21 protein-coding genes are annotated in these 25,694 nt (G+C 72.4%); 1 reads left to right on the top strand and 20 read right to left on the bottom strand.

The window, feature by feature from the left end; translation table 11 throughout:
• Nucleotides 1–17: 17 nt before the first annotated feature.
• Genes ACWD1Z_RS07950 through ACWD1Z_RS08025 form a run of 16 tightly spaced genes read right to left on the bottom strand, consistent with a single transcriptional unit; the run spans nucleotide 18 to nucleotide 18,630 of the window.
• Complete coding sequence (locus tag ACWD1Z_RS07950; RefSeq protein WP_451116532.1) at nucleotides 18–1,439, bottom strand: class-II fumarase/aspartase family protein; 1,422 nt, start codon at nucleotides 1,437–1,439, stop codon at nucleotides 18–20.
• Nucleotides 1,429–3,459 (bottom strand): FAD/NAD(P)-binding protein, encoded by a 2,031-nt coding sequence (locus ACWD1Z_RS07955; protein ID WP_451116534.1) that lies wholly within the window; start codon nucleotides 3,457–3,459, stop codon nucleotides 1,429–1,431. The genes ACWD1Z_RS07950 and ACWD1Z_RS07955 overlap by 11 nt, the downstream gene beginning before the upstream one ends.
• Before the next feature lie 23 nt (nucleotides 3,460–3,482).
• Nucleotides 3,483–4,457, bottom strand: a complete 975-nt coding sequence (locus tag ACWD1Z_RS07960; RefSeq protein ID WP_389417848.1) for a 3-oxoacyl-ACP synthase III family protein — start codon at nucleotides 4,455–4,457, stop codon at nucleotides 3,483–3,485.
• A 43-nt stretch (nucleotides 4,458–4,500) separates the two neighbouring features.
• Nucleotides 4,501–5,676 carry a hydroxymethylglutaryl-CoA synthase gene (locus tag ACWD1Z_RS07965; protein WP_451116535.1) on the bottom strand — a complete coding sequence of 392 codons (1,176 nt, stop codon included), beginning with the start codon at nucleotides 5,674–5,676 and terminating at the stop codon, nucleotides 4,501–4,503.
• Between the two features lie 4 nt (nucleotides 5,677–5,680).
• Nucleotides 5,681–6,739: a hydroxymethylglutaryl-CoA reductase gene (locus ACWD1Z_RS07970; RefSeq protein WP_451116537.1), complete on the bottom strand. Its 1,059-nt coding sequence runs from the start codon at nucleotides 6,737–6,739 to the stop codon at nucleotides 5,681–5,683.
• A 13-nt stretch (nucleotides 6,740–6,752) separates the two neighbouring features.
• On the bottom strand, nucleotides 6,753–7,826 hold the full coding sequence (fni, locus tag ACWD1Z_RS07975; RefSeq protein WP_451116539.1) for a type 2 isopentenyl-diphosphate Delta-isomerase: 1,074 nt from the start codon (nucleotides 7,824–7,826) through the stop codon (nucleotides 6,753–6,755).
• Nucleotides 7,823–8,896 carry a phosphomevalonate kinase gene (locus ACWD1Z_RS07980; protein ID WP_451116541.1) on the bottom strand — a complete coding sequence of 358 codons (1,074 nt, stop codon included), beginning with the start codon at nucleotides 8,894–8,896 and terminating at the stop codon, nucleotides 7,823–7,825. The genes fni and ACWD1Z_RS07980 overlap by 4 nt, the downstream gene beginning before the upstream one ends.
• Nucleotides 8,893–9,942 carry a diphosphomevalonate decarboxylase gene (gene mvaD / locus ACWD1Z_RS07985; RefSeq protein WP_451116543.1) on the bottom strand — a complete coding sequence of 350 codons (1,050 nt, stop codon included), beginning with the start codon at nucleotides 9,940–9,942 and terminating at the stop codon, nucleotides 8,893–8,895. Before mvaD ends, ACWD1Z_RS07980 begins: the two co-directional genes overlap by 4 nt.
• Nucleotides 9,932–10,927 carry a mevalonate kinase gene (mvk, locus tag ACWD1Z_RS07990; RefSeq protein ID WP_451116544.1) on the bottom strand — a complete coding sequence of 332 codons (996 nt, stop codon included), beginning with the start codon at nucleotides 10,925–10,927 and terminating at the stop codon, nucleotides 9,932–9,934. The genes mvaD and mvk overlap by 11 nt, the downstream gene beginning before the upstream one ends.
• A 29-nt stretch (nucleotides 10,928–10,956) precedes the next feature.
• On the bottom strand, nucleotides 10,957–12,225 hold the full coding sequence (locus ACWD1Z_RS07995) for a cytochrome P450 (protein ID WP_451116546.1): 1,269 nt from the start codon (nucleotides 12,223–12,225) through the stop codon (nucleotides 10,957–10,959).
• Between the two features lie 14 nt (nucleotides 12,226–12,239).
• Nucleotides 12,240–13,154, bottom strand: coding sequence for an aromatic prenyltransferase (locus tag ACWD1Z_RS08000; RefSeq protein WP_451116548.1), 915 nt, complete (start codon nucleotides 13,152–13,154; stop codon nucleotides 12,240–12,242).
• Nucleotides 13,155–13,193: 39 nt separating this feature from the next.
• The gene (locus tag ACWD1Z_RS08005) at nucleotides 13,194–14,771 is read right to left on the bottom strand and encodes a class I adenylate-forming enzyme family protein (RefSeq protein ID WP_451116550.1); all 1,578 of its coding nucleotides are present in this window, start codon (nucleotides 14,769–14,771) and stop codon (nucleotides 13,194–13,196) included.
• A 41-nt stretch (nucleotides 14,772–14,812) separates the two neighbouring features.
• The gene (locus tag ACWD1Z_RS08010; protein ID WP_451116551.1) at nucleotides 14,813–15,808 is read right to left on the bottom strand and encodes a class I SAM-dependent methyltransferase; all 996 of its coding nucleotides are present in this window, start codon (nucleotides 15,806–15,808) and stop codon (nucleotides 14,813–14,815) included.
• A complete protein-coding gene (locus tag ACWD1Z_RS08015; protein ID WP_451116553.1) occupies nucleotides 15,805–16,956 on the bottom strand; it encodes a DegT/DnrJ/EryC1/StrS family aminotransferase in 1,152 nt (383 codons plus the stop codon). Before ACWD1Z_RS08015 ends, ACWD1Z_RS08010 begins: the two co-directional genes overlap by 4 nt.
• Before the next feature lie 5 nt (nucleotides 16,957–16,961).
• Nucleotides 16,962–17,513, bottom strand: a complete 552-nt coding sequence (locus ACWD1Z_RS08020; protein WP_451116555.1) for a cupin domain-containing protein — start codon at nucleotides 17,511–17,513, stop codon at nucleotides 16,962–16,964.
• Between the two features lie 46 nt (nucleotides 17,514–17,559).
• A complete protein-coding gene (locus ACWD1Z_RS08025; protein ID WP_451116557.1) occupies nucleotides 17,560–18,630 on the bottom strand; it encodes a type III polyketide synthase in 1,071 nt (356 codons plus the stop codon).
• 453 nt (nucleotides 18,631–19,083) lie between these two features.
• Here ACWD1Z_RS08025 and ACWD1Z_RS08030 point away from each other — a divergent pair, with 453 nt between their 5' ends.
• Nucleotides 19,084–20,469: an MFS transporter gene (locus tag ACWD1Z_RS08030; RefSeq protein WP_451116559.1), complete on the top strand. Its 1,386-nt coding sequence runs from the start codon at nucleotides 19,084–19,086 to the stop codon at nucleotides 20,467–20,469.
• 71 nt (nucleotides 20,470–20,540) lie between these two features.
• Here ACWD1Z_RS08030 and ACWD1Z_RS08035 read toward each other — a convergent pair whose 3' ends face one another.
• The 4 genes from ACWD1Z_RS08035 to lnt all read right to left on the bottom strand — a co-directional run bounded on the left by ACWD1Z_RS08035 (nucleotide 20,541) and on the right by lnt (nucleotide 25,487).
• Nucleotides 20,541–22,463, bottom strand: a complete 1,923-nt coding sequence (locus ACWD1Z_RS08035) for a helix-turn-helix domain-containing protein (protein ID WP_451116561.1) — start codon at nucleotides 22,461–22,463, stop codon at nucleotides 20,541–20,543.
• Nucleotides 22,464–22,531: 68 nt separating this feature from the next.
• Nucleotides 22,532–23,332 (bottom strand): 3-hydroxybutyrate dehydrogenase, encoded by an 801-nt coding sequence (locus tag ACWD1Z_RS08040; RefSeq protein WP_451116562.1) that lies wholly within the window; start codon nucleotides 23,330–23,332, stop codon nucleotides 22,532–22,534.
• 54 nt (nucleotides 23,333–23,386) lie between these two features.
• Nucleotides 23,387–23,866 (bottom strand): NUDIX hydrolase, encoded by a 480-nt coding sequence (locus tag ACWD1Z_RS08045; RefSeq protein WP_451116564.1) that lies wholly within the window; start codon nucleotides 23,864–23,866, stop codon nucleotides 23,387–23,389.
• Nucleotides 23,867–23,876: 10 nt separating this feature from the next.
• Nucleotides 23,877–25,487 carry an apolipoprotein N-acyltransferase gene (lnt, locus tag ACWD1Z_RS08050; RefSeq protein ID WP_451116566.1) on the bottom strand — a complete coding sequence of 537 codons (1,611 nt, stop codon included), beginning with the start codon at nucleotides 25,485–25,487 and terminating at the stop codon, nucleotides 23,877–23,879.
• Between the last annotated feature and the right edge of the window lie 207 nt (nucleotides 25,488–25,694).

Genomic DNA, 25,694 nt, shown 5'->3' on the forward strand with positions numbered 1-25,694 from the left:
GGCGGCCGGGCCTTGGTCTAGTCCTCCGTCCAGTCCTTCGCCGGCCGGCCCGGCGTGGGCAGGGGGCGGGACAGGGCGCGGTCGACGAGCGGGCCCGCGGCGCCGGTGTAGGCCGCCGGTTCGAACAGGTCGGACAGTCGGGCGTCGGCGAGGGCGGCCGACGCCCCGCCGTCCTGCCGCAGCAGCTCCGCCAGCGGCTCGCCGGTGCTCGCCGAACGGGCGGACGCCTCGTTCAGCAGATCGCGGGCCCGGGCCTTGCCGAGGACGGGGGCCAGTACGGCGGCGATCCGCTCGGAGATGATCGCTCCCCCCGTCATACGGGTGTTGGCGCGCATCCGCTCCGGATCGACGGACAGGTGGGAGACGAGTTCCACCGTCTGGTGCGCGGCGCCCCCGGCCAGCCGCAACAGGGCCCGCAGGGGCTCCCATTCGGCGTGCCAGGCACCGGCGGACCGTTCGTCCTCGCTCGGCAGACAGCTCAGTACGGTCGCGGCGAGCTGGGGCGCCTGCAGTGCGGCGGACCTGACGGCCGTGGCGAGCACGGGGTTGCGTTTGTGCGGCATCGCCGAGGACGCGCCCCGGCCGCTGGGCGCCGGCTCGTGCACCTCGCCCACCTCGGTCCGGGTCAGCGACAGTACATCGACGGCGATCTTGCCGAGGGCTCCGCACAGGAAGGCGGCGGCCGTGGCCGTGTCCACCACGGGCGTGCGCAGCACATGCCAGGGCAACAGGGGTGCGGACAGGCCCAGTTCGGCCGCGAAGAAGTCCGTCAGATCCCGGACGTAGGTGGCGGGGTCGGCTCCGGGCGCGTGGGCGAGGTAGCCGGCCAGGGTTCCGGCGGCGCCCCCGAGCTGGACGTCGGCGCTGAGCGCGTCGAGCTTGTGGACCGCGTCCAGGACGAGATGGCGCCAGCCCGCCGCCTTGAGCCCGAAGGTCGTGGGCACCGCGTGCAGGGCCAGGGTGCGGCCCGCGATCAGGGTGTCCCGGTGCTCCCTGGCGAGCACGGCCAGCGCCTGCTCGACGCGTTCGAGGTCGGCGCGGATCAGCCGCACGGCCCGGCTCACCACCAGGACGGTCGCGGTGTCGAGGATGTCCTGGCTGGTGGAGCCCCGGTGCACGTAGCGGGCCGCCTCCGGGTCCCGGTCCGCGACCAGCGCGGTGAACTCCCGGACCAGCGCCACCACGGGGTTGGCGGACTCGCGTGCCTGCCGGGCCAGGGCGGCCAGGTCGAGCCGGTCGGCCCGGGCGGCCTGAGTGATGACCTGTGCGGCGGCCACGGGCACGGTGCCCAGGCGGGCCTGCGCCCGGCTGAGTGCCGCCTCGGCGTCCAGCATGGCCTGGAGCCACGCCCCGTCGTGCACCGCCTCCACGACGGGGGTGGCCGCCCAGACCGGGGACAGCAGACCGGCGTCGCCGGTGGGACCGGTGTCAGTGGGCATGGGTGAGTCCTTGGTCGGTGGGCGCTTCCTGTCCGCCGCCGGATGTGGCTGCTTCCTGTCCGCCGCCGGATGTGGCTGCTTCCTGTCCGCCGCCGGATGCCGTGGTCTTGTGGTCGGCGCAGGCGAGGGCCGCGCGGGCGATGGCGTCGGAGTCGGTGAGGGTCACGGAGTTGACGCCGGGGCGGATGCCCGCGGCCGTCACCCAGTGCACCGACTCGGTGGGCACGCCGAAGGCGAAGCGCCGCGGATGGGCCCGTCCGGCCGCGTCGATCAGGCGGAACGGCCGCCCGGTGACGGCGAGTCCGTCGCTCTCGTACGCGCCGCCGGAGCGGGTGCGGATGCGGTAGGCGGCGCACTGTCCGGTGGCGAGCAGCCGGCGCAGCAGCCGATCGCCGGTGCGGCGCAGGGTGATGTCGGGCAGGCGGGCCTCGATCAGGGCGTCCGCCCGGACCTCGGAGCCGGGCACGAGCGGGGAGGCGGCGGTGTACCCGGTGCCGTCGACGGCGACGCACAGGCCGGGCCCGATCACGTGCAGCACGCCGGCCTCGATCAGGGCGATCATCTCCTCGACGCGCCGGGCGGGCGGTCCGATGGAGAGGAACGCGTTGAGCGGGGTGTACCAGGCGTCCAGGTCGGCGCGGTACGACTCGCCGTGCAGGCCCCCGTGGTCGACGGCGAGCCGGACCTCGTTGCGCAGGTCGCGCAGGACGTCCAGGGCGGCCTTGAGCGGGCCGCTGACATTGCCGCACCTGGCTTCGGCGACGTCCTTGCGCAGGTGGTCGAGGAGCCAGTCGGTGAAGTCGCGGCGGCCGGTGAACTCCCGGTCCCGGTAGGGCCGGGCGAGCAGTTCCCAGTCCCAGCGGTACTTCTCGCTGATGCCGTACGCCGACAGCACGGCGTCCTTCTCCCGCTCCCCCGGTCCGGCCGCCAGGAAGTCGTCCTGGAGCTGCCGTGCCCGGGCGATGTGCCCGCGTGAGGTGAACAGCGTGCGGTAGTAGACGGCCTCGACCTCGCGGGAGATCAGGGGCCACAGATCCTTCCGGAAGTCGAGTCCGGAGCGGGCGTGGGTGCGGCGCAGCTCCGCGACGCGGTCGGCGGTGAGCAGCAGCGGCTCGTGCCGGCCGTGCGGGCCCTTCTCGTTGTCGCCGCGGGCCTGGTACGGGATGCCGCGCCGGGACCCGGCGTACAGGTGCGGCTCCCGGCCGCTGGGGTGGTAGACGAGCCGTCCTCCGGTGCGCGAGAAGGAGCCGCCGCGGCCGGCGGTGAGCTCGGCCATGTGGTCGAAGAAGTTCAGCCCGAGCCCGCGCAGCAGCACCCTGGTGCCGGGGGCCAGCACGTCGAGGTCGACGTCGGCCGGGTTGGCGGGGGCGATGTGGATCAGCCCCGCCCGGCGCGAGCGGGCGCCGAACTCCCGCTCGGCGGTGTCGGCCCGGGCGGGCAGATGGCCTTGGCAGAGGATCACGGCGTGCAGGCCCGCGAGGACGGAGCCGTTGTCGAGGACGAGCCGCTGCAGGGTGGGGTCCTCGGCTTCCGGGTCGTCGTCGAGGGAGACCGCGAGGGCGGTGTGCGAGGTGACGCGCAGCCCCGGGGGCGCGTTGTCGACGACGTGCCGGTACGCCCAGCGCAGGTACCGGCCGTAGAAGGCGCGGGTGGGATAGGTGTCGGGGCCCAACTGCCGTGCCTCGTCGAGGACATGGGGCGGGCAGTCGTGGCGCAGGCGGCCCGCGAGGAGCGCCTCGGCCCACTCGTGGAGGCTGGGGCCCGGTTCCAGCGGGCCGCGCAGGTCGACGGAGGCGTCGGTGAACACCGATATCTGTCCGGCCACGGTGTTCATGAGCAGATGGCGGGACTGGTCGGTGCGCCACACCTTCCCCGCGCCCGGCGGGTAGGGGTCGACGACATGGACGTGGACCGTGCTGCCCTCGGGCATCGCGCGGGCGTTGGCGCACAGCCGTTCGACCACCGAGAGGCCGCGCGGCCCGCTGCCGATCAGGCCCACCGTGCAGTGTCTCGCTGTCATGGTTCCTGCTTCCGCCGGTGTCTTCACCACTCGACCAGCGCGAATCCCGCGGCCATGCCTCCGCCGAAACCGGCGAGGAGGATCAGGTCGCCGGTTCGGAAGGCCTCGGCGCGGGCGGCTTCCGCGAGGGTGATCGGGATGGAGGCGGCTCCGGTGTTGCCGTAGTGCGTCAGGGTGCGGTGCATGGTGGCCCGGGGCAGGGCCAGGGAGGCGAACAGGGTGTCGAGGAGGACGCCGTTGGCCTGGTGCGGGACGAAGTGGGCGATGTCGTCGGGGGCGATGCCGCTCTCGTGGAGGAACTGCTTGGTCAGCAGGGGCAGTCGGTCCTCGACGAAGCCGCGCACCGCGCGGCCGTCCATCCGGAAGTACTGCAGTCCGGCGTCCAGGGCGGCCCGGTCCAGGGGCAGCCGGCTGCCGCCGGCCGGCACCTCGATCAGGTCCGACAGCTCCCCGAAGGTGTGGGTGGCGAGCGCGCGGACACGGCCGCCCCGGCCGGGGCCCAGGACCATCGCGCCGGCGCCGTCGCCGAACAGCACGACCGTCCTGCGGTCGGCCGGGTTCAGGATGCGCGAGTACACGTCGGCGCCGATGACCAGGGCGTGTCCGCCCCGTCGGGCCAGGATCCCCTCGGCCGCGGCGAGCGCGAACACCTCGCCGGAGCAGACGGCGTTGACGTCGAACGCGGCCGCGTCGACGGCGCCGAGCAGATGCTGCACCCGGGCGGCGGTGGGCGGCTGGGGCCGGTCGGGTGTGGAGGTGGCGACGACGATCACCGTCAGCCGGTCGGCGGTGATGCCGGCCGACCGCAGCGCGTCCCGTCCGGCGGCCGCGGCCAGGTCCGAGGTGGCCTGCCCGGGGGCGGCCCAGCGGCGTTCGCGGATGGCGGTCTTGCGGACGACCCACGCGTCGTCGACGCCCGCCGCGGCTCCGGCCTCGTCATTGGAGACGACCCGGTCCGGCACATGAGCACCCGTACCGAGCACCCCGACTTCGGTCATGCGCCCGTCTTCCCCTCGATCGGTCTGGATACGGCACGGCCGGCTAGCGCGTCTCGTAGATCCGCTTGTGGTCGCGCACGGCCGCCAGCCGGAAGGGTCCCGTGGTCTCGGCCGGGGTGCGGTGGTCCCCGCCGTCGGCGGGGAAGGAGTGCTCGTGCAGGGCCCGGTAGCGGGCGTAGTCCACGGCGGTGCGCCGGTCGATCGCCGCGCGGTGCGCCTCGGTGCGCAGGTGGTCCCGGTATCCGGGTACGGCGGTGCCGGCGAAGAACTCGGCGACGCTGCCGGAGCCGTAGCTGAGGAAGCCGACGGCCTGCCCGGTCAGGTCGTCGGCCTGGTCGAGCAGTGCGGCCAGGGCCAGGTAGACCGAGGCGGTGTAGCTGTTGCCGATGACGTTGTTGTAGGCGGTGGTCAGTCCGAGGTCGCGGATGACGCGGTCCTCGTCGACGCCGTGCCCGCAGTAATTGAGGAGCTGGCGGTGGGCCTTGTACGCCATCTTCGTGAACGGCTGGTGGTAGCAGAACGCGGCGAACTCGTCGAGCGCGCGCCCGCCCTGCTCGGTGTAGTCCTTCCAGCTGCCCTGCACCGCCAGGAGGTAGGCGCCGATGGACTCCTGTCCGTCGACCAGGGCGGCCTCGCGGTAGTTCGGCCGCCAGAAGTCCATGACGTCGGCGGTGAACACCCCCGAGGGCTCCTCGATGCGCACCAGCGCGGGGTCGGCGCCGACCAGCATGGCCACGGCGGCGGCGCCCTGGGTGGCCTCGCCGGGGCTGTCCAGCTCGTACTTGGAGACGTCCGCGGCGATCACGAGGACCCGTTGCGCCGGGTCGCGGCGCACCAGGCCGATGGCGAACTGGAGGGCGGCCGTCGCGCCGTAGCAGGCCTGCTTGAGTTCGACGACCCGGGTGGCCGAGGGCAGTCCGAGGAGGGTGTGGACGTAGATCCCGGCGGCCTTCGCCTGGTCGATGGAGGACTCCGTGGCGAGGATGACGGTCCGGATCCCGTCGCTGCCGTGCCGCTGGAGGATCGGCGCGGCGGCGGTCGCGGCCATGGTGACGATGTCCTCGTCGGCGGCGGGCACGCTCATCGACCGCTGGCCGATGCCGTGGTGGTACTTGCCGATGTCGGTGCCGTTGTGCTCGGCGAGGACGGTGTGCGCGAGGACGAACTCGGCGGTCGCGAACGACAGATCGTGGATGCCGGTGGCGCGGTCGTCGGCCATGTGCCTAGACACCTGCCTTCGCTGTCTCGTGGGCCCGTTCCATCTGCACGTGGGCGCGCATGAGTTCGCCCGGGTTCGTCTGCGCGGCGAGCAGGGAGAGCTCACCGCAGAGCACCGTGGCCGCCGCGATCACGGCGAGGCGGCGGGCGTTCTCGCCGGGGGCGCGGTCGGCCAGGCAGCCGAGGCGGGCGAGGTTCGTCTCGACGAAGTCGAGTCCCTTGCCGTTGCCGACCGAGCCGACGATGAGGTTGGGCAGGGTGCAGGCGAAGTAGAGGGCGCCGTCGCGGTCCTCGGCCATGACGACGCCCTGGGAGCCCTCGACGATGTTCGCCGCGTCCTGTCCGGTGGCCAGGTAGAAGCCGAGCAGCATGTTCGCGAAGTGGGCGTTGGCCGAGCGGATGCCGCCGGCGAGCAGGGTGCCGAGCAGGTTCTTGCGGATGTTCAGCTCGACGATCCCGGCGGCCGTGGTGCGCAGGACGCCCTCGACCACGTCGCGCGGGACGAGCAGTTCGGTGACCACGTTCTTGCCGCGGCCCAGGATGCCGTTGACCGCGGTGGCCTTCTTGTCGGTGCAGTAGTTCCCGGAGATCGATCCGTAGGCGATGCCCGGGATCGTCTTCAGCAGGTGTCCGAGCAGCGCGTCGGAGGCGAGGGTGGCCATGTTGTGGCCGGAGGCGTCGCCGGTGCTGAACTCGAACCGGATGAACAGCAGGTTGGCGTTGATCTCGTGGCGGACGCCGATCAGTTCGGCGTAGCGGCTGCCGGTGCGCACCACCTCGCGCAGCTCGTCGATGCGGGCGTCGATGGTCCGCGCGGCCGTGAGCGCCGTCTGCGCGTCCAGCGCCTCCACGAGCACCGAGCGGGTCATGCGCTCGTCGACGAGGGTGGCGACGATGCCCCGCTCGCAGAGCATGGAGACCTTCGCGCCGCGGCCCACGGAGGGCCACAGCGGTGACTCGTAGGTGGCGAGCGGGACCGGGGTCTCGGTGGTGGCCACGTTCCCCGAGATCCGCAGGGGGCCCACCCAGCGCATCGGGACCCCGGCGATCGCGTTGTCGGTCATGGTGTGTTTCCCGTCATCTGGTGGCGGACGTCAGGCTGCCGGAGCGGCGGGCGAGGGGCCGGGTGTCGATGCCCCGGTCGGCGCAGAAGTCGCGCAGTTCGCCGTGGATCAGCAGGTCGCAGTGGGTCAGTGCGGCGGGGGTGGGGGCGCCCAGCACGGTCTGGAGGGCGGCCAGTTGGTCGAGCCAGGTCCGGATCCGTGCGATCAGCGCCGCCACTCCGTCGTCGAGGAGGGTGCGCAGGAAGGTGCCGGAGACGCCGACGCCGGACGCGCCGAGCGCCAGCGCGCGGGCCACGTCGAGGGGGTGGCGCACCCCGCCGGAGGCGAGGACGGGGATCGGGGCGTCCTGCGCGTCCAGCAGACAGGCGGCGGTGGACTGTCCCCAGCCGTTGAGGTAGGCGTAGTCGGCGAGTTCGCGGCGGCCGTTCTCGATGCGGGCGAAGTCGGTGCCGCCCCGGCCGCCGAGGTCGGCGATCCGTACGCCGAGGCTGTCCAGCAGGCGCACGGTCTCGCGGCTCAGCCCGAAGCCGACCTCCTTGACGATCACCGGGACGCCGGCGCCGGCCGCGATCCGCTCGATCTGCGGCACCCAGGACGCGAACGAGCGGTCCCCTTCCGGCATCACGGTTTCCTGCACGGTGTTGACGTGGATCTGCAGGGCGTCGGCGCGCAGCAGGTCGACGGCGCGGCGCGCCCTGTCGACGGAGGCCGTGGCGTTGACGTTGGCGATGACGAACCCGTCCGGGTTCTCCTCGCGCAGCACGCTGAACGTCCCCGCGCAGCCGGGGTCCTTGAAGTAGGCGCTCATGGAGCCGGACGCGATGGGCACGCCGGTCTCGCGGGCGGCGATGCCCAGGTCGCGGTTGATGGCGCCGGTGCGCTCGCTGCCGCCCGTCATGGCGTTGATGTACAGCGGCACCGGCCAGGACAGGCCGGCGAAGGTGGTGGCGAGGGAGACCTCGGGCCGGTCGAGTCCGGCCAGGGCGTGGTGGACGAAGGAGATCTCGTCGAACTGGTTGCGCCCGCTGTGCTGTTGCTGCTGCTCGACAGCGAGGCGGACATGGTCGTCCTTGCGTTGACCGATCATGGCTGGTTTCCTTCCGCGGCGGGACGGATCGGCAGGGGCGTCACCCCGGCCGAGGCCCACCGTTCGCGCAGTAGGGCGATGTCCCGTGGGGCGGCGGCGTCCAGCAGCGCGATGCCGCAGTCGCCGCCGCCCGCGCCGGAGGGCTTGGCCGCGCCTCCGACGGCTTCGGCGGCCTCGCACAGCGCCGTCAGCCGGGGTGTGAAGACACCGAGGGCGGCCTCGTCGTCCAGCAGCGCCAGCTCCCGGCGGGCCTGCCGGACGCGGGCCATGAGCTCCGGTCCGTCGCCGCGCTCCAGAGCCTCGGCCGCCGCCTGCACGCAGTCGGTGGTGGCGCGGACGAACCGCCGGTGGGCGGCGGTGCCGCGCCAGGGGCGCCGGTGCAGCTCGGACACCAGGGACGCCGTCGAGGCCGGGTCTCCGGTCCAGCCGACCTCCAGGGAGAGCTCTTCGGGCGGCGGCAGCGGCCGTACGTCGAAGCCGGGCCAGGGCGCCCGCAGGGCCGCCTCGACGCCGTGGTCGCGGGCGAGGTCCCGTACGACGGCCCGGTCGGGCGCCCGGTAGGCGATCCAGCCGCCCCAGGTGCTGGCGGCGAGGTCGCCGCCGGAGCCCTTGGGGTCGAGCCGGGCGGTGGCGAGCAGGGCGAGCCGGAAGCGTTCCTCGTCGGACAGGGTGAGTCCGCAGTACGCGGCGACGGCGGCCACGGTGGCCACGGTCACCGCGCCGCTGGATCCCAGGCCGTACTTGGTGCCGCGGTCGTGCAGGCCGCTGACGACGGACAGGCCGAACTCCGGTGCCGCACGGCCGCGTTCGGCCAGCAGGTCGGCGACGGTCTCGATGGCGGACAGCACATGGGCGAGCCCGGTGTGCGGGCCGAGCCGGCCCTCCCGCCACCGCAGGCGCGCCCCGGCCGGGCCGAGGTCGGAGGTGATCCCGACGCCCGGCTCGGCCGGATCGGTCACCGTGACGGTGACGTACCGGTCGACCGCGACGAGGATCGCCGGGGTCCCGGGCTCGACGACCGCGTACTCCCCCGCGATGAACAGCTTGCCCGGAGCGCTCCGCCGGATCACCGGCCGTCCTCGCCCGACAGGCGCGCCCCCGGGCCGGGTCCGGCGATGTGCACCGAGCCGTCGGGGGCGGCCGCCCGCACCGCCTCGGCGACGCGGGCGGCGTCCGCGCGGCGGCACAGCACCTTGACGTTGGGTCCGGCGTCCATGGTGGCGTAGGCCGGGACGCCGTCCTGGCGGAGCCTCAGGACGGCGTCGAGGACGGTCAGGCTGGCCGGCGCCAGATAGCGGACCGCCGGACGGGCCGCGAGCATCGTGGCGTGCATGCCGAGGGCGTTGCGTTCCGCGATCTCCCCGACCGCCTCGATGTCACCGGCGAGCAGGGCCGTCCGCATCTCGGCCAGGTCGGCCTTGCTGGACAGCGCCCACGGCTCGTAGAGCGGGGAGGTGTCCACGGTGCGCCGCATGGCCGTCCGGCTGGAGACGGGCTTGGGGCCCGCGTCGACTACGGCGACCACCAGGGCCGGGTCGAGACCTCCCGTGGGCACGGGTTCGGCGTAGGAGCCGAGGTCGGCCTCCTGCCCGGTGCCGGAGCCCGCGTGCCACACCGCGAAGCCCCCGAAGACCGACCGGGACGCCGAACCGGAGCCGCGCCGGGCGAGCCGGGACAGGGCGGTGGCGTCGAGGCCGAGCCCGTACGCGGCCGCCGCGGCGACGGCGAGGGCGGCGAACCCGCTGGCGGACGAGGCGAGGCCGGCGCCGGTGGGAACGGTGTTCTCGCTGTCCACCACGGCCCGCTGCGTGCTCCCGGCCCGGGCCCGCACCAGGTCCAGGAAGCCGACGACGCGGCGCAGCGGCTCGCCCTCGGCGGAGCTGCCGTTGAGGGTCACCACGTCGTGCCCGGCGTCGGGGTCGAGGCGGACGGAGGTGGTGGTGGGAAAGACGTCCAGGGTCATCGACAGGCTGTCGACGCGGGGCAGGACCAGGTGCTCGTCCCGCTTGCCCCAGTACTTGATCAGCGCGATGTTCGGGTGCGCGACGGCGGTGGCCCGTCCCGCGGTGCGCCGCTGCCGCTCGGCGGCGAGGGGCGTGGGGAGGTCAGCGCGCATACTCGCCCGGCCCTCTCAGCGGTACGACCCAGGTCTGCACGGCACCTGCCGCGTACAGCTCCTGGGTGACGTCACCGGCCTGCTCCCCGCGCGTCAGGGCGAGGACGCAGCCGCCCAGGCCACCGCCGGTGATCTTGGCTCCGAGGCTGCCCGCCGTGAGCGCGGCCTCCACCAGGGCGTCGATGCCGTTGGTGCTGAGTCCGGCCGCGCGCAGCAGATCGTGATAGTCCGTCAGCCGTGCGCCGAGCTCCTCCGGTCTGCCGTCCGCGAGGGCGTACCGGGCCTCCTCGGTGAGCCGCGAGGCGCGGTCCACGAACCTCTCCCGCGCTCCGGCGTGCTGCGCGAATCCCTCCCGCAGCAGCTCGACCGCGTCCTTCGTACGGCCGACGACACCGCTGTCGGCGATGACGAGCAGGCCGTAGCAGCCGATGGCCAGTTCCTGCGCCTCGCCCTTGTGGAACAGCAGCGGTCCGGCGGCGCCCACCGTGCGGGCGTCGACGCCGCTGGAGCGGCCGTGCGCCATGTTCTCGGCCGTCTGGACCAGGTCGAACGTCTCGTTCTCCGTGATCTGGCGGTCGTAGAGGTCGGCGAGGGCGTGGACGACGGCGCGGGCGCAGGCCGCGCTGGAGCCGAGTCCGCGGCCGTGCGGGATGGCCCCGTCGACGGTCACCTCCAGGTGCGGGCTGCCGTCCACGCCCGTGGTCGCCATGAACTCGGTGATCAGCCGGCGCAGCCCGTCGGACGCCTGCGTGACCATCGGCCGGGACGGGGAGCCGGTCATCGTGAAGGACACCCCGCCCGGTCCGTCGGTGACCCGGGCGGTCGCGGTGACCGTCAGCTGCGGTACGGGAACGGCGAGCGCCGGAGCCCCGTAGACGACGGCGTGTTCCCCGAGCAGGACGGCCTTGGCGTGGGCGCGGCCGGTGCCGACGGAACCGGCCCGGCGGTCGGTCGGCGCCCCCTCCGCCGACGTGGACACAGTCACAGCACTCAACTCCCTTGTCGTTTCCGCGGTCAGCGGGGCTGGGGGACCATGAGCAGGCGGCGGGGATGGAGCGTGGTCTCCGGCGCGGTGCGGATCTGGTTGCCGGGCTCGGTGGCGAGCTTCCATTCCCGGGTCACGCCGTCGAGGATGACCTGGAGTTCCTGCCAGGCGAACATCTCCCCGACGCAGCCCTTGGAGCCGATGCCGAAGGGGATGTAGGAGGCGTCGACCTTGCCGGGGTTGAGGGAGATCCAGCGGTCGGGGTCGAACCGGTGCGGATCGGCGTAGCACTCCGGGTCGCGGTGCAGCAGGTACGAGCTGAACACCACGTTCGTGCCCGCGGGCAGCGCGTGGTCGCCGAGGGTGACGTCCGCGAGGGTCTTGCGGCAGGAGATCCACACCGGCGGATAGAGCCGCAGGACCTCCATCAGGAACCGCAGGGTGTAGCCGGGCGCGTCGTGCGCCTGGGCGGTACTGCCGCTGTGCGTCAGGTCCTTGAGGAGCCGCTCCTCGGCCAGGGGGTTCCCGGACAGCACGTACAGCGCCCAGGACATGACGGAGGCGGTGGTGACCGTGGCCGCGGTCATCATCATGACCACCTCCTCGCACACCTGCTCCGGCGTGAGGAGAGGCTTGCCCGTCTCGTCTCGGTCCGCGAGGAGTGCGGCGAGGTAACCGCCCGTGCCCTCGGGCCGGTTCGGCAGGTCGTCGATGCAGGAGGCGAGCAGGTCCCGGAACTCCTGGCGCGCCTGGGACAGGCGCTGGGACGCCCCCGGCCGCGCCGCCCGGGCCGCCGAACTCCCGTACAGCGGCTTCCTGATCATTTCCCAGGCCAGGGCGGACAGCCGCTCGCCGAGTGCGGCCGTCGTCCCCGGAGCGAGTCCGGGGATGAGCGTGCTCACCGAGATCGTGCAGGTGATCCGGCACATCTCGGCCTGCACGTCCACCACTTCGCCCGAGCGCCAGGCGCAGACGACGTCACGGACGATCTCGCGCATCGTGGGGACGTACTCGTCGACCTTCGTCGACCGCAGGAAGGGGTGGGCCAGCCGCCGGTAGTGCCGGTGCATGGCCTCGTCCTCGGAGAGCATGCCGACCCGGCTGAGGTTCCTGGCCTTGCGGAAGAGTTCGCCCTTGCCGTAGTTCTTGCTGTCGCTCACCAGGATCCTGCGGACCAGCACCGGGTCCCGGACGAATACGGCGTCGACACCGTCGACGGTCAGGCGGCGCAGCCGGCGGCCTCTCAAGAGGCTCTCCATCCGGCTGAACCGGAATTCCGGGCCGCTCTGCTCACTCATCGCCGTCATTCCTCCTACACCTTGTCGCGCGCGGCGATGTAGGCGGCGTTGAGACGGCTGACGGGGCGCCAGCGGTAGTAGGACTGGAGCTTGTAGTACTCCTCGCCGGAGGACGTCACGGCGGCGTAGACCATCTTGGGGTCGTCGACGCCGTACGGAACGCTCTTCACGAAATGCTCGATCTTGGTGCCGAGCCGCGCGAAATACGCCATCGGGTCGTCGGTCTTCACCCCGTAGGAAATCCGCTCGATGTCCGGGGAGTCCCAGTTGTGGGTGGTGTAGATGCCGAACGACTTCTCGCAGAAGGCGAACATCTGCTCACTCGGGCTCGGCAGGCCGAGGTCCCGGTGCATCGCGAGGACGGTCTCCTTTTCGTAGCATTCCGCGGGCGCCCTCAGGTAGGCGTTCATCGTGCGGCTGCGGTAGTCGATGCCGATGACGTCCACCTTGTCGGCCAGGCCGTACCGGGTGAAGAAGTCGAGGCTCCCGGCCAGGCTCGGGGGCATCGACGGCAGACCGGTGAGCCGGTCCAGGGTCTCGTGCTCACCCGCCGGGAAGTACACCCAGATCTTCTTGAACCCGGTCGTGACGCCGAAGTCGATGCCGTAACTGTCGATGGGGCACAGCTGCTGGAGGTCCGGGAGCAGGCCCGCGATGGGGTGCTCCGGCTTTTCCATCAGGCCCTTGGCCAGGGCGACTTCGTAGGGGTCGGTCTCCTTGGGCAGCGTGAAACGCGCGTCGAGATCTCCTTCGTGCCGTGCGTTGGTGGCCACCCTGAACGCGATCACCGCCTCGGCGAGCTGTTCTTCGAACGCGGCCAGAATGGGCCGGACGACCTCGCGCGAAGCGGTCACGTCCAGCAGGCCGGCTGACTTCTCGATGGCGGAGAGGAAACCCTCCACCGAGACATCGACTGCACCCGACATCATTGCTCCCAAGAGTTCCGTCTCGGATCCTGTGGTCCTTGCTCACTTGCGCCTGTTCTTGAGCCGGTCCGCCAGCGCGAGGCGCTGCACCTTCAAGGTCCCGGTGCGCGGGAGTTCGGCCTCGGGGATCTGGACCGGGTCGGCCAGCTGCGGGAAGTCGGCGACGGCCGCACGCCACCGGTCCAGGTCGAGCGGCCGGTCGCCGTGGGTGCACAGCACCGGGACGGCCTCGGCGTCGGGGCCGTGGACCACCACCAGCTCGCTCAGTTCGGGCATCTTGTCGAGGACCAGGTCCTCGACCTCCAGGGAGCTGCGCACCCCGGGGATCATGTCGACCTCGCGGTCGAGCATGTGCAGACAGCCGAACCTGGTGAAGTAGCCGACGTCTCCGGTCGGCCACCAGTCGCCCTCGCGGTTGCTGTCGTAGCGGTCCTGCTCTCCGAAGTACGTCTTGGCGAGGCCGGGCCAGGAGACCTGGATGCGGCCGGGGTTGAGTTCGGTGGGCCGGGTGCCGTCGCGGCTGACGACGCGGACCTTCGCCGAGCCGAGCGGCATTTGCCAGCCCACGCAGCGGCCGTTGGCCTTGTGGGCGGAGTGCCGGAAGTAGGCGCGGCCGACGGCGGGGCCGACCTCGCTCTGCCCGTAGATCTGGAAGAACAGGGCGCCCGGCCGGTCGGACGACTTGAGCAGCCGGCTCATCGTCCGCGGGTGGATGGCGTCGAAGGTGCTGCTGAAGTACTTCACCGAGGCGAACGGCCTGCGGGGGTCCTCGGCCAGACCTTCCCACGCCATCAGCGAGTTGGGCAGCGCCTCGATGAGTCCGGGCCGGTTCTCCAGGAGCAGTTCGGCGACCGTGTCCGGGTCCGACTCGTTCATCAGCAGCACCGGCATCTCCTTCAGGAGGGCCAGGGCCATCGCGGCGACGTTCCGGGAGTGCACGAAGGGGATGGCGATGGCCACGTTCTCCCGCTGCCGCATGAGGGAGAGCAGCCGCCACTGCGGCTTGAGCCGGATGCCCTGGGTGCGGGGCGTGTGCACGACCAGCTTGGGCACTCCGGTGGTGCCGGAGGTGTGGGTGATCACGGCGGCCTCGTCGATGGGCCGCACGACAGGCTTGACCCGGGGTGCCTTGGCGAGCCGGGACAGCGAGACGGTCCCTTCCCGCTCGCCGTTGACGACGATCACTTCCCGGGTGAGGTCGGCCAGGGGCAGCTCGGCCAGCGCGTCGAGCTTGTGCTCGTCGGTGAGCAGGTTCGGCCGGTGGACCCGCTGCAGCAGGGCGCCGACCGTCACCGCGTCCAGGCTGGGCGAGAGCAGCACGGGCACCGCGCCGATGCGGGACGTGGCACAGGCCAGCACCCACACATCGGCGTTCGCCTTCTTGTGGATCACCACGTGTTCGTCGGGCCGCACCCCGGCGGCCCACAGCCGCGCGGCCAGGTCGTCGACGATGTCGGCGAGCTGAGCCGTCGTCAGATGGCGGCCGGTCTCGGGCAGTACGTCCAGATCGTGGTCGAGCGTGAGCGGCGTCGAGTCGTTGACGGCCGCGGCCATGGCCGGCAGCAGGCCGATGTGCAGACCGCGCTTCTGGATCGATCGATAGGCCACGGAGCCCTGCATCGGGGCTGCCTCCTTCGGGGGGAGTGGGTGGATGGCGTCGCTCAGCGGGCGAGGACCAAGGTGGCGGGCGGCGCCGAGTGGAAGGAGACGCTCGTGAATCCGGCCTTGGTCAGCCACTCCTGGTAGTCGCAGCGGCGCCAGGTGCTGCCCTGCTTGCTCTTGAGGAGCATCTCGGCGGCGAAGATCAGCGGGAAGGCCGGGCCGCCGCGGTCGTCGTCGACGACGTAGTCGTTGACGACGAGGGTGCCGCCGGGCTTGAGCGCCTGCCGGAGCCGGGTGAAGACCTCGACGTTGCTCTCCGGCCCCTCCTGGTGGGCGATGTGGGAGTACACGGCGATGTCGAACTCGGCGGTGCCGAAGTCGGTGCTGTGGAAGTCGCCGTCGACGGTGGTGAACCGGTCGGCCACGCCGCGCTCGGTCAGCAGCCGGCGGGCGATGGCGTTGATCGGCTCCCAGTCGAGCTGGGTGGCGCGGGCCTCGGGGTTGGTCTCCAGCCAGATGCCCGAGTAGACGCCCGAGCCGCCGCCGACGTCGAGGACGGAGATCGCACCGGCGTCGGCCAGCCCGAGCAGTTCGGCCGCGAGCGTCGCGGCGGGCATCGACTGGGCGGCGATGGCCGTGACGATCCCTTCCCAGTGCGGGTTGTTGGCCACCTCCACGACCGACTTGGCCACCGGTCCCCCGATGCGGACCACCTCGGCGAGGTCGGCCAGGCTGCCCATGTGGGTCAGCTTCAGCTTGGCGAAGCTGCTCAGCGAGGCGGGCTTGCCGTCGACGAGGTAGGCGGACGCCTCGGCGCTGTTGCGGTACCGGCCGCCGGACAGCTCGACCAGGCCCACGCTGACCAGCCCGTCGAGCAGGGTCTGTGCGCCCCGCTCGGAGATCCGGGCCCGGTCGGCGAGTTCGGCGGCCGTGTCCGCGCCGTTGTCCAGGTGGGTGAAGAGCGAGTGGGTCGCCGAGGCGGCGAGGATGCCGGTGGCCCAGTAGCCGTTGATCAGCCGCATGACGGTGTCGGGCGACGGCTGCGGGTTCGTCATGCTGCCCCTCCCAGGGTCCGGCCGGACGCCGGTCGCAGCGCGCCGCGCAGCGCGCCGGCGACCCGTTCGACCTGGTCCGGGGTGAGTTCCGCGTGCATGGGGATGGCGAGGTTGCGGGCGAACAGGTCCGCCGAGACCGGGCACTTCTGGTCCGACCGGAACACCGGCTGCACATGGGTCGCCCACGCGCCCTGTCCGCAGCCGATGCCCTGCCCGCGCAGTTCGGCGGCGACCGCCGAGCGGTCCACGCCGGCGTCCAGCGTCACGATGTACGACTGCCAGGCATGGGTACGGTCGCCGGGCACGTGCGGCAGCGTCAGGAGCTCCTCGTCGGCGAGGAGTTCGCCGTACTGGGCGGCGACGGCGTTGCGACGGTCCAGCAGCTCCTCCACCCGGCTCAGCTGCACCTGGAGGATCGCCGCGGCGATGTCGGAGAGCTTGTAGTTGTAGCCGATCTCGGTGAACTCCGGGATGGGCAGGCCGACGACCTTCCCCAGGTCGAAGATGCTGCCGATGCCGAAGGAGGACCGCAGCCGCGCGTCCGCCCCGATCCGCGGGTCCCGGGCCAGCAGCGCGCCGCCCTCACCGCTGGTGGCTCCCTTGCGCCCGTGGAAGGACAGACAGGCCACCTCGGCGAGCGCGCCCGCCGGGCGGCCCTGGTAGGTGGCGCCGACCGCGCAGGCGGCGTCCTCGACGACGAACAGGCCGTGCCGGTCGGCGATCGCCTGGAGTTCCGTGTAGTCGGCGGGGATGCCGAGCGTGTCGACCGCGATCACCCCGACCGTGCGGGGCGTGATCAGGTCGGCGACCGCCTGCGGGTCGACGGTGCCGGTGTCGGCGCGTACGTCGGCGAAGACCGGTACGGCGTCGACGTAGCGCACGGCCTGCGCGGGCGCCGGGAAGGTGTAGTCGGCGACGATGACCTCGTCGCCCGGCTCGATGCCGAGCGCGAGGAGGGCCAGGTGGAGCGCGGCGCCGCAGTTGCTCGCCGTGACGGCGTCCCCGACGCCGTACTTCTCGGCCAGCTGGGCCTCCAGCGCCTTGCCGCGCGGGCCCTGTCCGGCCGGCCAGCCGGAGGCGAACACCTCGGCGACGGCGTCGAGTTCACGCTCGCCGAGGCTGGCGTGGACGAGGGGGATGGGGTGCATCGCGGTCACCTCTCGCTCTGGCCGGGCATGCCGGCGGCCGTCGGGGGCTGGAAGCGCAGCGGGGTGATCTGGCCGACGTCGTAGCGCCGGCGCATCGCCTCCACGGCCGCGGGGTCCACGGCGGTGCCGCGCGACCAGATCTCGGCGATCTCCTCGAAGTACGCCTCGTGTTCGGGCGAGGGGTAGCTCTGGAAGAGCATCTTCACCGGCTTGTCCGTGGCGTTGCGGAACGCGTGCGGGGTGCCGGGCGGGACGAACATGCAGCTGCCCTCGGCGGCGCGGACGACCCGGTCTCCCTTGGGGGACTCCCAGTGGTGCCAGGTGTCGTCGGTGCGCTCGACCGGCTCGAAGCACAGCAGGTCGAGCGTGCCCTCCAGGACGTAGAAGAACTCCTGGGAGCGCTGGTGGACATGGGCCCCGACGTCGAATCCGGGCGGCACGACCACCTCGAAGATCGATACCGAGGAGCCCATCTCCTGGGTGGCCTTGAAGGTCACCGACTGCGCCGGGGTGACGAGTTGTCGCCCGGCGCCGGCCGGGAGGATGAGGTCGGTCATGTACTCCGCTTCCTGTGTGCGCTGCGTTTTGCTGTGTGCGCTGCGTTCAGGCGAAGGTCTGCGGGACGCCGTCGGCCGCCCAGGTGCCGAGCGCCATCTCGGCGGTGATGCCGGGGCCGAACCCCGCGATCAGACCGGTGGCACCGGGCGCGGGGGGCTCCTCCTCGAACAGCCTTCGAGCGGCTTCGAGTACGACGGCGCTGGCGATGTTGCCGTACTCGTTGAGGGTCGACCAGCTGTGCCGGAACACCTCGCGGTCCACGTCGAGGAACTTCGCGAGGTCGTCGAGGATGCGCGGACCGCCGGCGTGGATGATGTAGAAGTCGAGCTTTCCGGCGTCCCAGCTGTGGTCCTTGGCCAGCTCGCGCAGGACCGGGGCGAGCGGCTCCATGGTGCCGGGCACCCGGCGGTCGAGCTGGAAGTGGAATCCGGTGTCCTTGACCGCGTAACTGATCCAGTCCTCGGTGTGCGGGATGAGGTAGGAGGCGTTGCGCTCCAGGTCGATGCCGACCCCGCCCTCGCCCCGTACGACGGCGGCGGCGACCGCGTCGCCGAACAGGCCGTCGGAGAGCAGCGAGCCGATGTCGTCCGCGTCGGGCTGGTAGCACAGCGAGCACAGTTCGCAGGAGACGATCAGGACGTTGCTGCCCGGGTGGGCGGCGCAGAAGTCGTGGGCGCGGTTGATGGCCGCTCCGCCCGCCGCGCAGCCGAGCTGGGCGATGGGTATCTGCCGGGTGTCGGAGCGGAAGCCGAGGTTGTTGATCAGCCAGGCGGTCAGGGACGGCATGAGGAACCCGGTGCACGACACGTAGATGATTGCGTCGATGTCACGGGTCCTCAGGTCGGCGTTGGCGAGGGCCTGTTCGATGACCTGGGGGGTGCGCTTCTTGGACTCGGCCTCGTAGATGCGGTTGCGTGCCTCGAAGCCCGGGTGGTGGAGCGTCTGCTCGATGGGCTGGACGAGGTGCCGCTTCTTGACCCCGGTGTTCCGGATCAGCCTGAGGGCCAGGGGGAGTTGGGGCTTGCCGGCGTGCGCTCGCTCCGCGAACTCCAGGGTCTCTTCCAGGGTGATGACGTGTTCGGGCGCGTTCATCGCCGGCTTGCATAGCCTCGGCATATCGGGGATCCACTTCCTCAGAGTCTCGACAGCAAGGGCAGTGGAGCGGTGCGCTGATGGCGGATCAGCGGACTGAAGGAGGCCCGCCGAAGCGTCAGGCGGGCAGGAGCAACTCCCGGTCGCTGCCGGACAGCACCGGTCGCGGCCACGATCGGCCGGGCTACGGGAGGAAGTGTGCGTGGGAAGTGCCGGTCAACTGACCGAAGGAGACAGCCGACTTGGGCTGTTTTCGGGCAGGGAAGGCGTGCGGAAATAGTGACACGGGAGGGGCGCCGACGCCAAGGAGAGCCTGGGGTGACTCAGGTCACACCCCGAGGGCGCACCGTGGCATGGTGGCTCCACGCATAACCGCACCCAAAACTATGTAGTCCCACCACATGTGCGCTCCACCTGCGGGTTTCTACGGTGTGCCGACACGTACCCGTCCCCACCGCACACGAGGAAGTGGCGCACATGGCCTCCGCAGCAACCGCTCCACCAACCCCCGCCAGCCTCAAGCGCATCGTCGCCGCCAGCCTCATCGGCACCACCATCGAGTGGTACGACTTCTTCCTGTACGGTGCCGCCGCCGCCCTGGTCTTCAACACGCTGTTCTTCCCCGACTCCGACCCCCTGGTCGGCACCCTGCTCTCCTTCCTCACCTACGCCGTGGGCTTCGCCGCCCGCCCCATCGGCGCGCTCGTCTTCGGGCACTACGGCGACCGGCTGGGACGCAAGAAGCTGCTGGTCCTCAGCCTGATGCTGATGGGCGGCGCCACCTTCGCCATCGGACTGCTGCCCACGCACGACACCATCGGCACCGCCGCTCCGGTGCTGCTGACCGTGCTGCGGCTCGTCCAGGGCTTCGCGCTCGGCGGGGAGTGGGGCGGCGCGGTCCTGCTGGTCTCCGAGCACGGGGACGCGCGGCGCCGCGGGTTCTGGGCCTCGTGGCCGCAGACCGGGGCTCCCGCGGGTCAGCTCCTCGCCACCGGCGTGCTGGCCGCGCTGACCGCGCTGCAGAGCGACGCCGCCTTCGAGTCCTGGGGCTGGCGCGTGCCGTTCCTGCTCTCCGGCGTCCTCGTGATCGTCGGCATGTGGATCCGGCTGTCGGTGGACGAGTCGCCGGTGTTCAAGGCGGCGCTGGCGCAGGCCGAGGCCCGCAAGGCCGAGCAGGTCGTCGAGAAGGCGCCGCTGGTCGCCGTGTTGCGGCACCACTGGAAGGACGTGCTCATCGCGATGGGCGCGCGGATGGCGGAGAACATCTCCTACTACGTGATCACGGCCTTCATCCTGGTGTACGCCGTGGAGCACACCGGTCTGGAGAAGCAGACCGCCCTGAACGCCGTCCTGATCGCCTCCGCGGTCCACTTCGCGGTGATCCCGGGCTGGGGCGCGCTGTCCGACGTGTGGGGCCGGCGTCCGGTCTATCTGCTGGGCGCGCTCGGGATGGGCGCCTGGGCGTTCCCCTTCTTCGCCCTCGTCGACACCGAGAGCTTCGGCCTGCTGATCGTGGCGGTGACGGTGGGTCTGGTCTTCCACGGGGCGATGTACGCACCGCAGGCGGCGTTCTTCTCCGAGATGTTCGCGACGCGGATGCGCTACTCGGGCGCGTCGATCGGCGCGCAGTTCGCCTCCGTCGCGGCGGGTGCTCCGGCGCCGCTCATCGCGACGGCGCTGCTGGTGAAGTCCGACGGCTCGACCCTGATCTCGCTGTACCTGCTGGCCGCGGTGGCCATCACCCTGGTGGCCGTCCTGGTGGCCCGCGAGACCCGCCACCGCGACCTCGCCCAGATCGGCGCCACGTCCTCCGGGCGGGACGCCGCGCCGGACAGCGCCTCGGACACCGCCTCGGTCCGCTGAGGAGGCCCGACCCCATGGCTCAGCCCCCGACCGGGATGCCGGTCGGGGGCTGAGCCATGTCCTCGGACCGCTTACCTCGTCAGCCGGTGCAGCCGCAGCGCCATCTGGATCTCCAGCGCACGGGCCGGGGTCTGCCAGTCGTCGCCGAGGAGGCGGCCGATGCGTTCCAGGCGCTGGGCGACGGTGTTCACATGGACGTGCAGGTCGTCCTTGGTGCGGGCGGGGCTCATCCCGCTGGCGAAGTAGGCGTCGAGGGTGCGGACCAGGTCGGTGCCGCGCCGTTCGTCGTAGGCCACGACCTGGCCGATGGTGCGGTCGACGAAGCCGGTGATGTCCCGGTCGCCGGAGAGCAGCAGTCCGACGAAGCCGAAGTCCTCGGCGGCGGCCCCGTCTCCGCGGCGGCCGAGCAGCCGGAGGGCGTCGAGGCAGCGGCGGCCCTCCTCGTAGGCGGCGGCCACGGCGTCCGGGTTGGCGGCGAGGTCCTTCAGCGGGGCGGAGGCGCCGACGGTGACCGGCTCGTGGACGGCGGTGCCCAGGTGGTGGGCGGTGCGGCGGGCCAGGCCGGTGGCGGTGTCGCCGGTTTCCAGCGGCAGCAGCAGGACGGTGCCGCCGTCGCGGGCCGCGGCGAGGCCGTGCCGGGTCGCGGCGAGGTGGGAGGCGGCGGACCACAGGCGCCGGCGGGCGGCGGCCTCCTGGTCGGCGTCGGCGGCGGCGCCGTCGAGGCGGGCGGCGAGCACCACATGGGTGGCGTCCAGGTCGGCGTCGAGCCGGGTGGCGCGCTCGCGCAGCAGGCGCGGATCACGGTCGCGGCCGTCCAGCAGGTCGTCCAGCAGCTCGCCGCGCACCCGCTGTTCGGCCTCGGCGGCCGAGCGCCGGGCGAGCAGCAGCAACGAGGTGACCATGGCGGCGCGCTCCAGGGTGCGCTGGTCGACGGGGTCGAGCCCGGGATGGCCGCGCAGCACGAGCGCGCCGAGCAGTTCACCGCCCGCGGACACGGCGGCGATCCAGTCGTCCTGGTGCCGTACGGCGTGCCCTTCCGCGCGGGAGGACTCCAGCGCGCGGGCGGGCGCGCTCTCGGTGAACTCCACGGTCCCGTCGAGGACTTCGGAGACGGCCGCGGCCACGTCGTGCACCCCGCCGCCGCGCAGCACGAGTTCGGCGAGCCGGTCGTGCACGTCGGAGGCGCGCTCGATGACTGCGCTGCGGTCCCGGATGATCTCGTTGGCCCGTTCCAGACCGGCGAGGGCCGAGCGGGTCTCGGTGAGCAGGTTGGCGGTGTCGATGGCGGCCGCGGCCAGGGCGGCGAAGGAGCCCAGCAGCGCGATCTGCTCCCGCTCGAAGACCCGGGCCCGCCGGTCCGCCGCGAACAGCACGCCGATGACGTGGGGCCCCAGCATCAGCGGCACCCCGCAGATCGCCACCAGGCCCTCGTCCCGGACCCCGGAGTCGATGCTGAGGGTGTGCCGGAACCGGTCGTCCTGCAAGTAGTCGTCGGTGACGTACGGGCGGGCCGTCTGGGCGACGAGACCGCCGAGCCCCTCCCCCATGCCGAGGCGCAGCTGCTGGAAGCGGGCGGCGACCGAGCCCTCGGTGACCCGCATGTAGGTGTCGCCGCGCTGGGGGTCGTTGAGGCTGAGGTAGGCGACATCGGTGCCGAGCAGCGACCGGGCGCGCTGCACGATCGCCTGGAGCACGGCGTCCAGGTCCCGCAGTCCCGCGAGGTCGTGGGCGGTCTCGAACAGCGCGGACAGCTCGGCCTCGCGGCGGCGCCGTCCCTCCAGCTCCGAGCGGACGCGCAGTGCGAGCAGCTTGGCCGCCTCCAGCGCGGCGATCCGCTCGGCGGGCTGTCCCTCGGCGCGGGCGAGCAGCACCGGCTGCTCGTAGGCGTCGGCCGAGGCGCCGCGGGCCAGCAGCTCCAGGAACGGCGCCTCGGCACCGCCGTCCGGCGCGGGGCCGGCGGAGCGCTCCTCGGACTGCACGTGATCGCGGGACATGCTCACAGGATTCCTCATCACACCACCACCGGGTCAGCCCCTGTGGACAACCCGCGTCCCGCGACCGCTCAGTGCGCCGTCCAGCCGCCGTCGAGGACGAGGGACGTGCCGGTCACGAAGGACGCCTGGGGACTGCACAGATACGCCACCGCCTCGGCGACCTCGTCCGGTTCGATGAGCCGCTTGAGCGCGCTGTCCTGGAGCATGACGTCGGTCAGGACGCGCTCCTCGGGGATCCCGTGCGCCCGGGCCTGGTCGGCGACCTGCTTCTCGACCAGGGGGGTGCGCACATAGGAGGGGCACACACAGTTCGAGGTGACGCCATGGGGGGCGCCCTCCAGGGCGGCGGTCTTGGAGAGGCCCTCCAGACCGTGCTTGGCGGACACGTAGGCCGCCTTGTAGGCGGAGGCGCGCAGGCCGTGCACGGAGGAGATGTTGACGATCCGGCCCCACCCCTGGCCGTACATATGGGGCAGGGCGCCGCGGATGAGCCGGAAGGGCGCCTCCAGCATCACGGTGAGCACCGTGTGGAACACGTCGGGCGGGAACTCCTCCAGGGGCCGCACCAGTTGCAGTCCGGCGTTGTTGACGAGGACGTCGGTGCCGGCGGCGACGAGTTCCGCGGCGTCCAGGTCGGTCAAATCGAGGGGGTGGGGTTGGACGGTGCCCGCGAGGCCCCGGCACTGTTCGGCGAGCGCCTCCAGGCCCGCGGCGTCCCGGTCGACCGCTCTGACCTTGGCCCCGGCGGCCACGAGCCGCAGGGCGCAGGCGCGGCCGATGCCTGAGGCAGCACCGGTGACGAGGGCGGTGCGGCCGCCGAGGTCGAGCGAGGGAGCGGGGGGCGCCGGGCGGGCGTGGGACGCGGTCATGCCCCGACCCTAGGCAGCGCTCCTGAACCGCCCCATGTGGTCAGAACCCATACTTCATTCGAAAGTCGTGGGTTCGAACCATGTGGGTTCGTCGGACAGGGCCTGTTTGATGCGGAACAGCTGGCGTTCGCCCATCGGGGGCAGCGCGTCCACCTCGTACCAGCCGACGTCCAGGGACTCGTCGTCGTTCACGCGCGCCTCGCCGCCGACCGCCCGGCAGCGGAAGGTGATGTCCATGAACTGGCATCGGTCGCCGTTGGAGTAGGCGACTTCCTTCCCGGAGCGGACGAGCACGACCCGCTCCACGACGCAGCGCACCCCGGTCTCCTCGTACACCTCCCGCACGGCGGCGGTCGCGGGCTGCTCACCGGGGTCCGGGATGCCCGAGATCACCGTCCACTTGCCGTTGTCCGCGCGCTGCCCCAGCAGGACCCGCCCGGCGTCGTCGAAGACCACGGCGCTGACGCCGGGCAGCCACAGGAGCTGGTGGCCCGCGGTGGCCCGGATCGTGCGGATGAAGTCAGGTGTCGGCATGCCCTCGACCCTAACGGGCCGGTGCGGTCCGCCTCGTGCGCGCACCGGCGGCGAACGCCCAGCCGAGTCCGCCCGCGGCGACCAGCACCAGGGCGATCTCCGGCAGGACGCCGAGCCGGGTGGCGGGCGTCTCGGAGGAGCGCAGCGGCACCTCCTGCACCAGGGAGTCGGCCACGAACATGCCGGTCCGCTGGGTGATCGTGCCGTCCGGCATGATGATCGCGCTGACGCCGCTGGTCACCGGGACGGTGACGGTCCGGCTGTGCTCGACGGCCCGCACCCGGGACATGGCGAGCTGCTGGTAGGTCATCTCGCTGCGGTCGAAGGTGGCGTTGTTGCTCGGCACGGAGATCAGCTGGGCGCCGGCGGTGACGGTGTCGCGCACCGCCCAGTCGAACGCCGCCTCGTAGCAGGTGGCGAGGCCCACCTCGGTGCCGCCGATGCTGAACACACCCGGCTCGCTGCCCCGGCTGAAGTCCTGGCGGACCATGGACGTCCACTCGGAGTTGATCGCCCCGATCATCGACCGCAGCGGAAGGTACTCGCCGAACGGCTGGATCTGCCGCTTGTCGTAGGTCTGGAGCGGGCCCTCGACGGGGTCCCACAGGATCTGCTCGTTGAGCAGCTTGCCGTCCCGCTTCACCACGCCGCCGACCGAGATCGGCACCCCGACGGCCTTGGCCGCCGCGTCGATGACCGCGCGCGCGTCGGCGTTGGCGAAGGGGTCGATGTCGGAGGAGTTCTCCGGCCACAGCACGAAGTCGGGCTGGGCGGCCTTGCCCGCCTCGACCTCGGCGGCCAGCCGCTCGGTCTCCCGCGCGTGGTAGTCGAGCACGGCCCGGCGCTGGGAGTTGAAGTCGAGGCCCGCGCGCGGGACGTTGCCCTGGATGACCGCCACGGTCACCGTGCCGTCCTCGGCCCGGTCGCTGACCAGCGGCCGGGCGGCCAGCGCCCCGGCGACGGGGACCGTGACGCTCAGCAGGGCCACCGCGGCGGCCGACCGCCGGACGGTCCCGGTGCGCCGCCGCCGCACGGCGAGCCGGACCACGTCGTACAGACCGAAGCCGCACAGGACGACCGCGAAGCCGAGCACCGGGGTGCCGCCCACCGCGGCGAGCGGCAGGAAGACGCCGTCGGCCTGGCCGAAGGCGATCTTGCCCCAGGGGAATCCGCTGAACGGCGCCCGCGCGCGTGCCGCCTCTCCCGCGACCCACAGGGCCGCGGCCCACAAGGGCGAGCCGGGCAGCCGGGAGACTCCGGCGATCCCCACGCCGACCAGCGCGACGAAGACCGCCTCGATGACGACCAGCGCGAGCCACGGCCCGGGGCCCACCTCCACGCCCGTCCACACCAGCAGCGGCAGCAGGAAGCCGAGACCGAAGAGGTAACCGAGACCGAGGGCCGCCTTCCAGCCGCGGCCGCGCAGCACCCAGGCGAACCCGGCGAAGGCCGGCAGTGCCAGCCACCACAGGGTGCGCGGCGGGAAGCTGACGTAGAGCAGCACTCCGGAGAGCGCCGCGGTGAGAGGCGGGAGCAGGCGGTCGAGCCACACCCGGTGCGGGGCGGGCGCGAGCGGCTCCACCTGGTCCGACTCGTCCACGGGGGTTGCGGTGACGGTCACTGTGGGAGTGTACGGCGGGCCGGCCCGGCGCCGACAGCGCGGCCCTGGGGGCGGCGGCCCGGTGTGCCCCATCGCTCCTCCCCAAGACGTCCACAAATCGTCCATCAGCCGTTACGGTGTGCCGAGCACATGTCGTACGAGCCGGTCAGCACCATGTCGGAACGTTTCGTCATGGTTCGGGGGCGACCGGGTAGCGGGGGTCGGGGT

This window comes from Streptomyces sp. NPDC002784 (genome assembly GCF_053592135.1).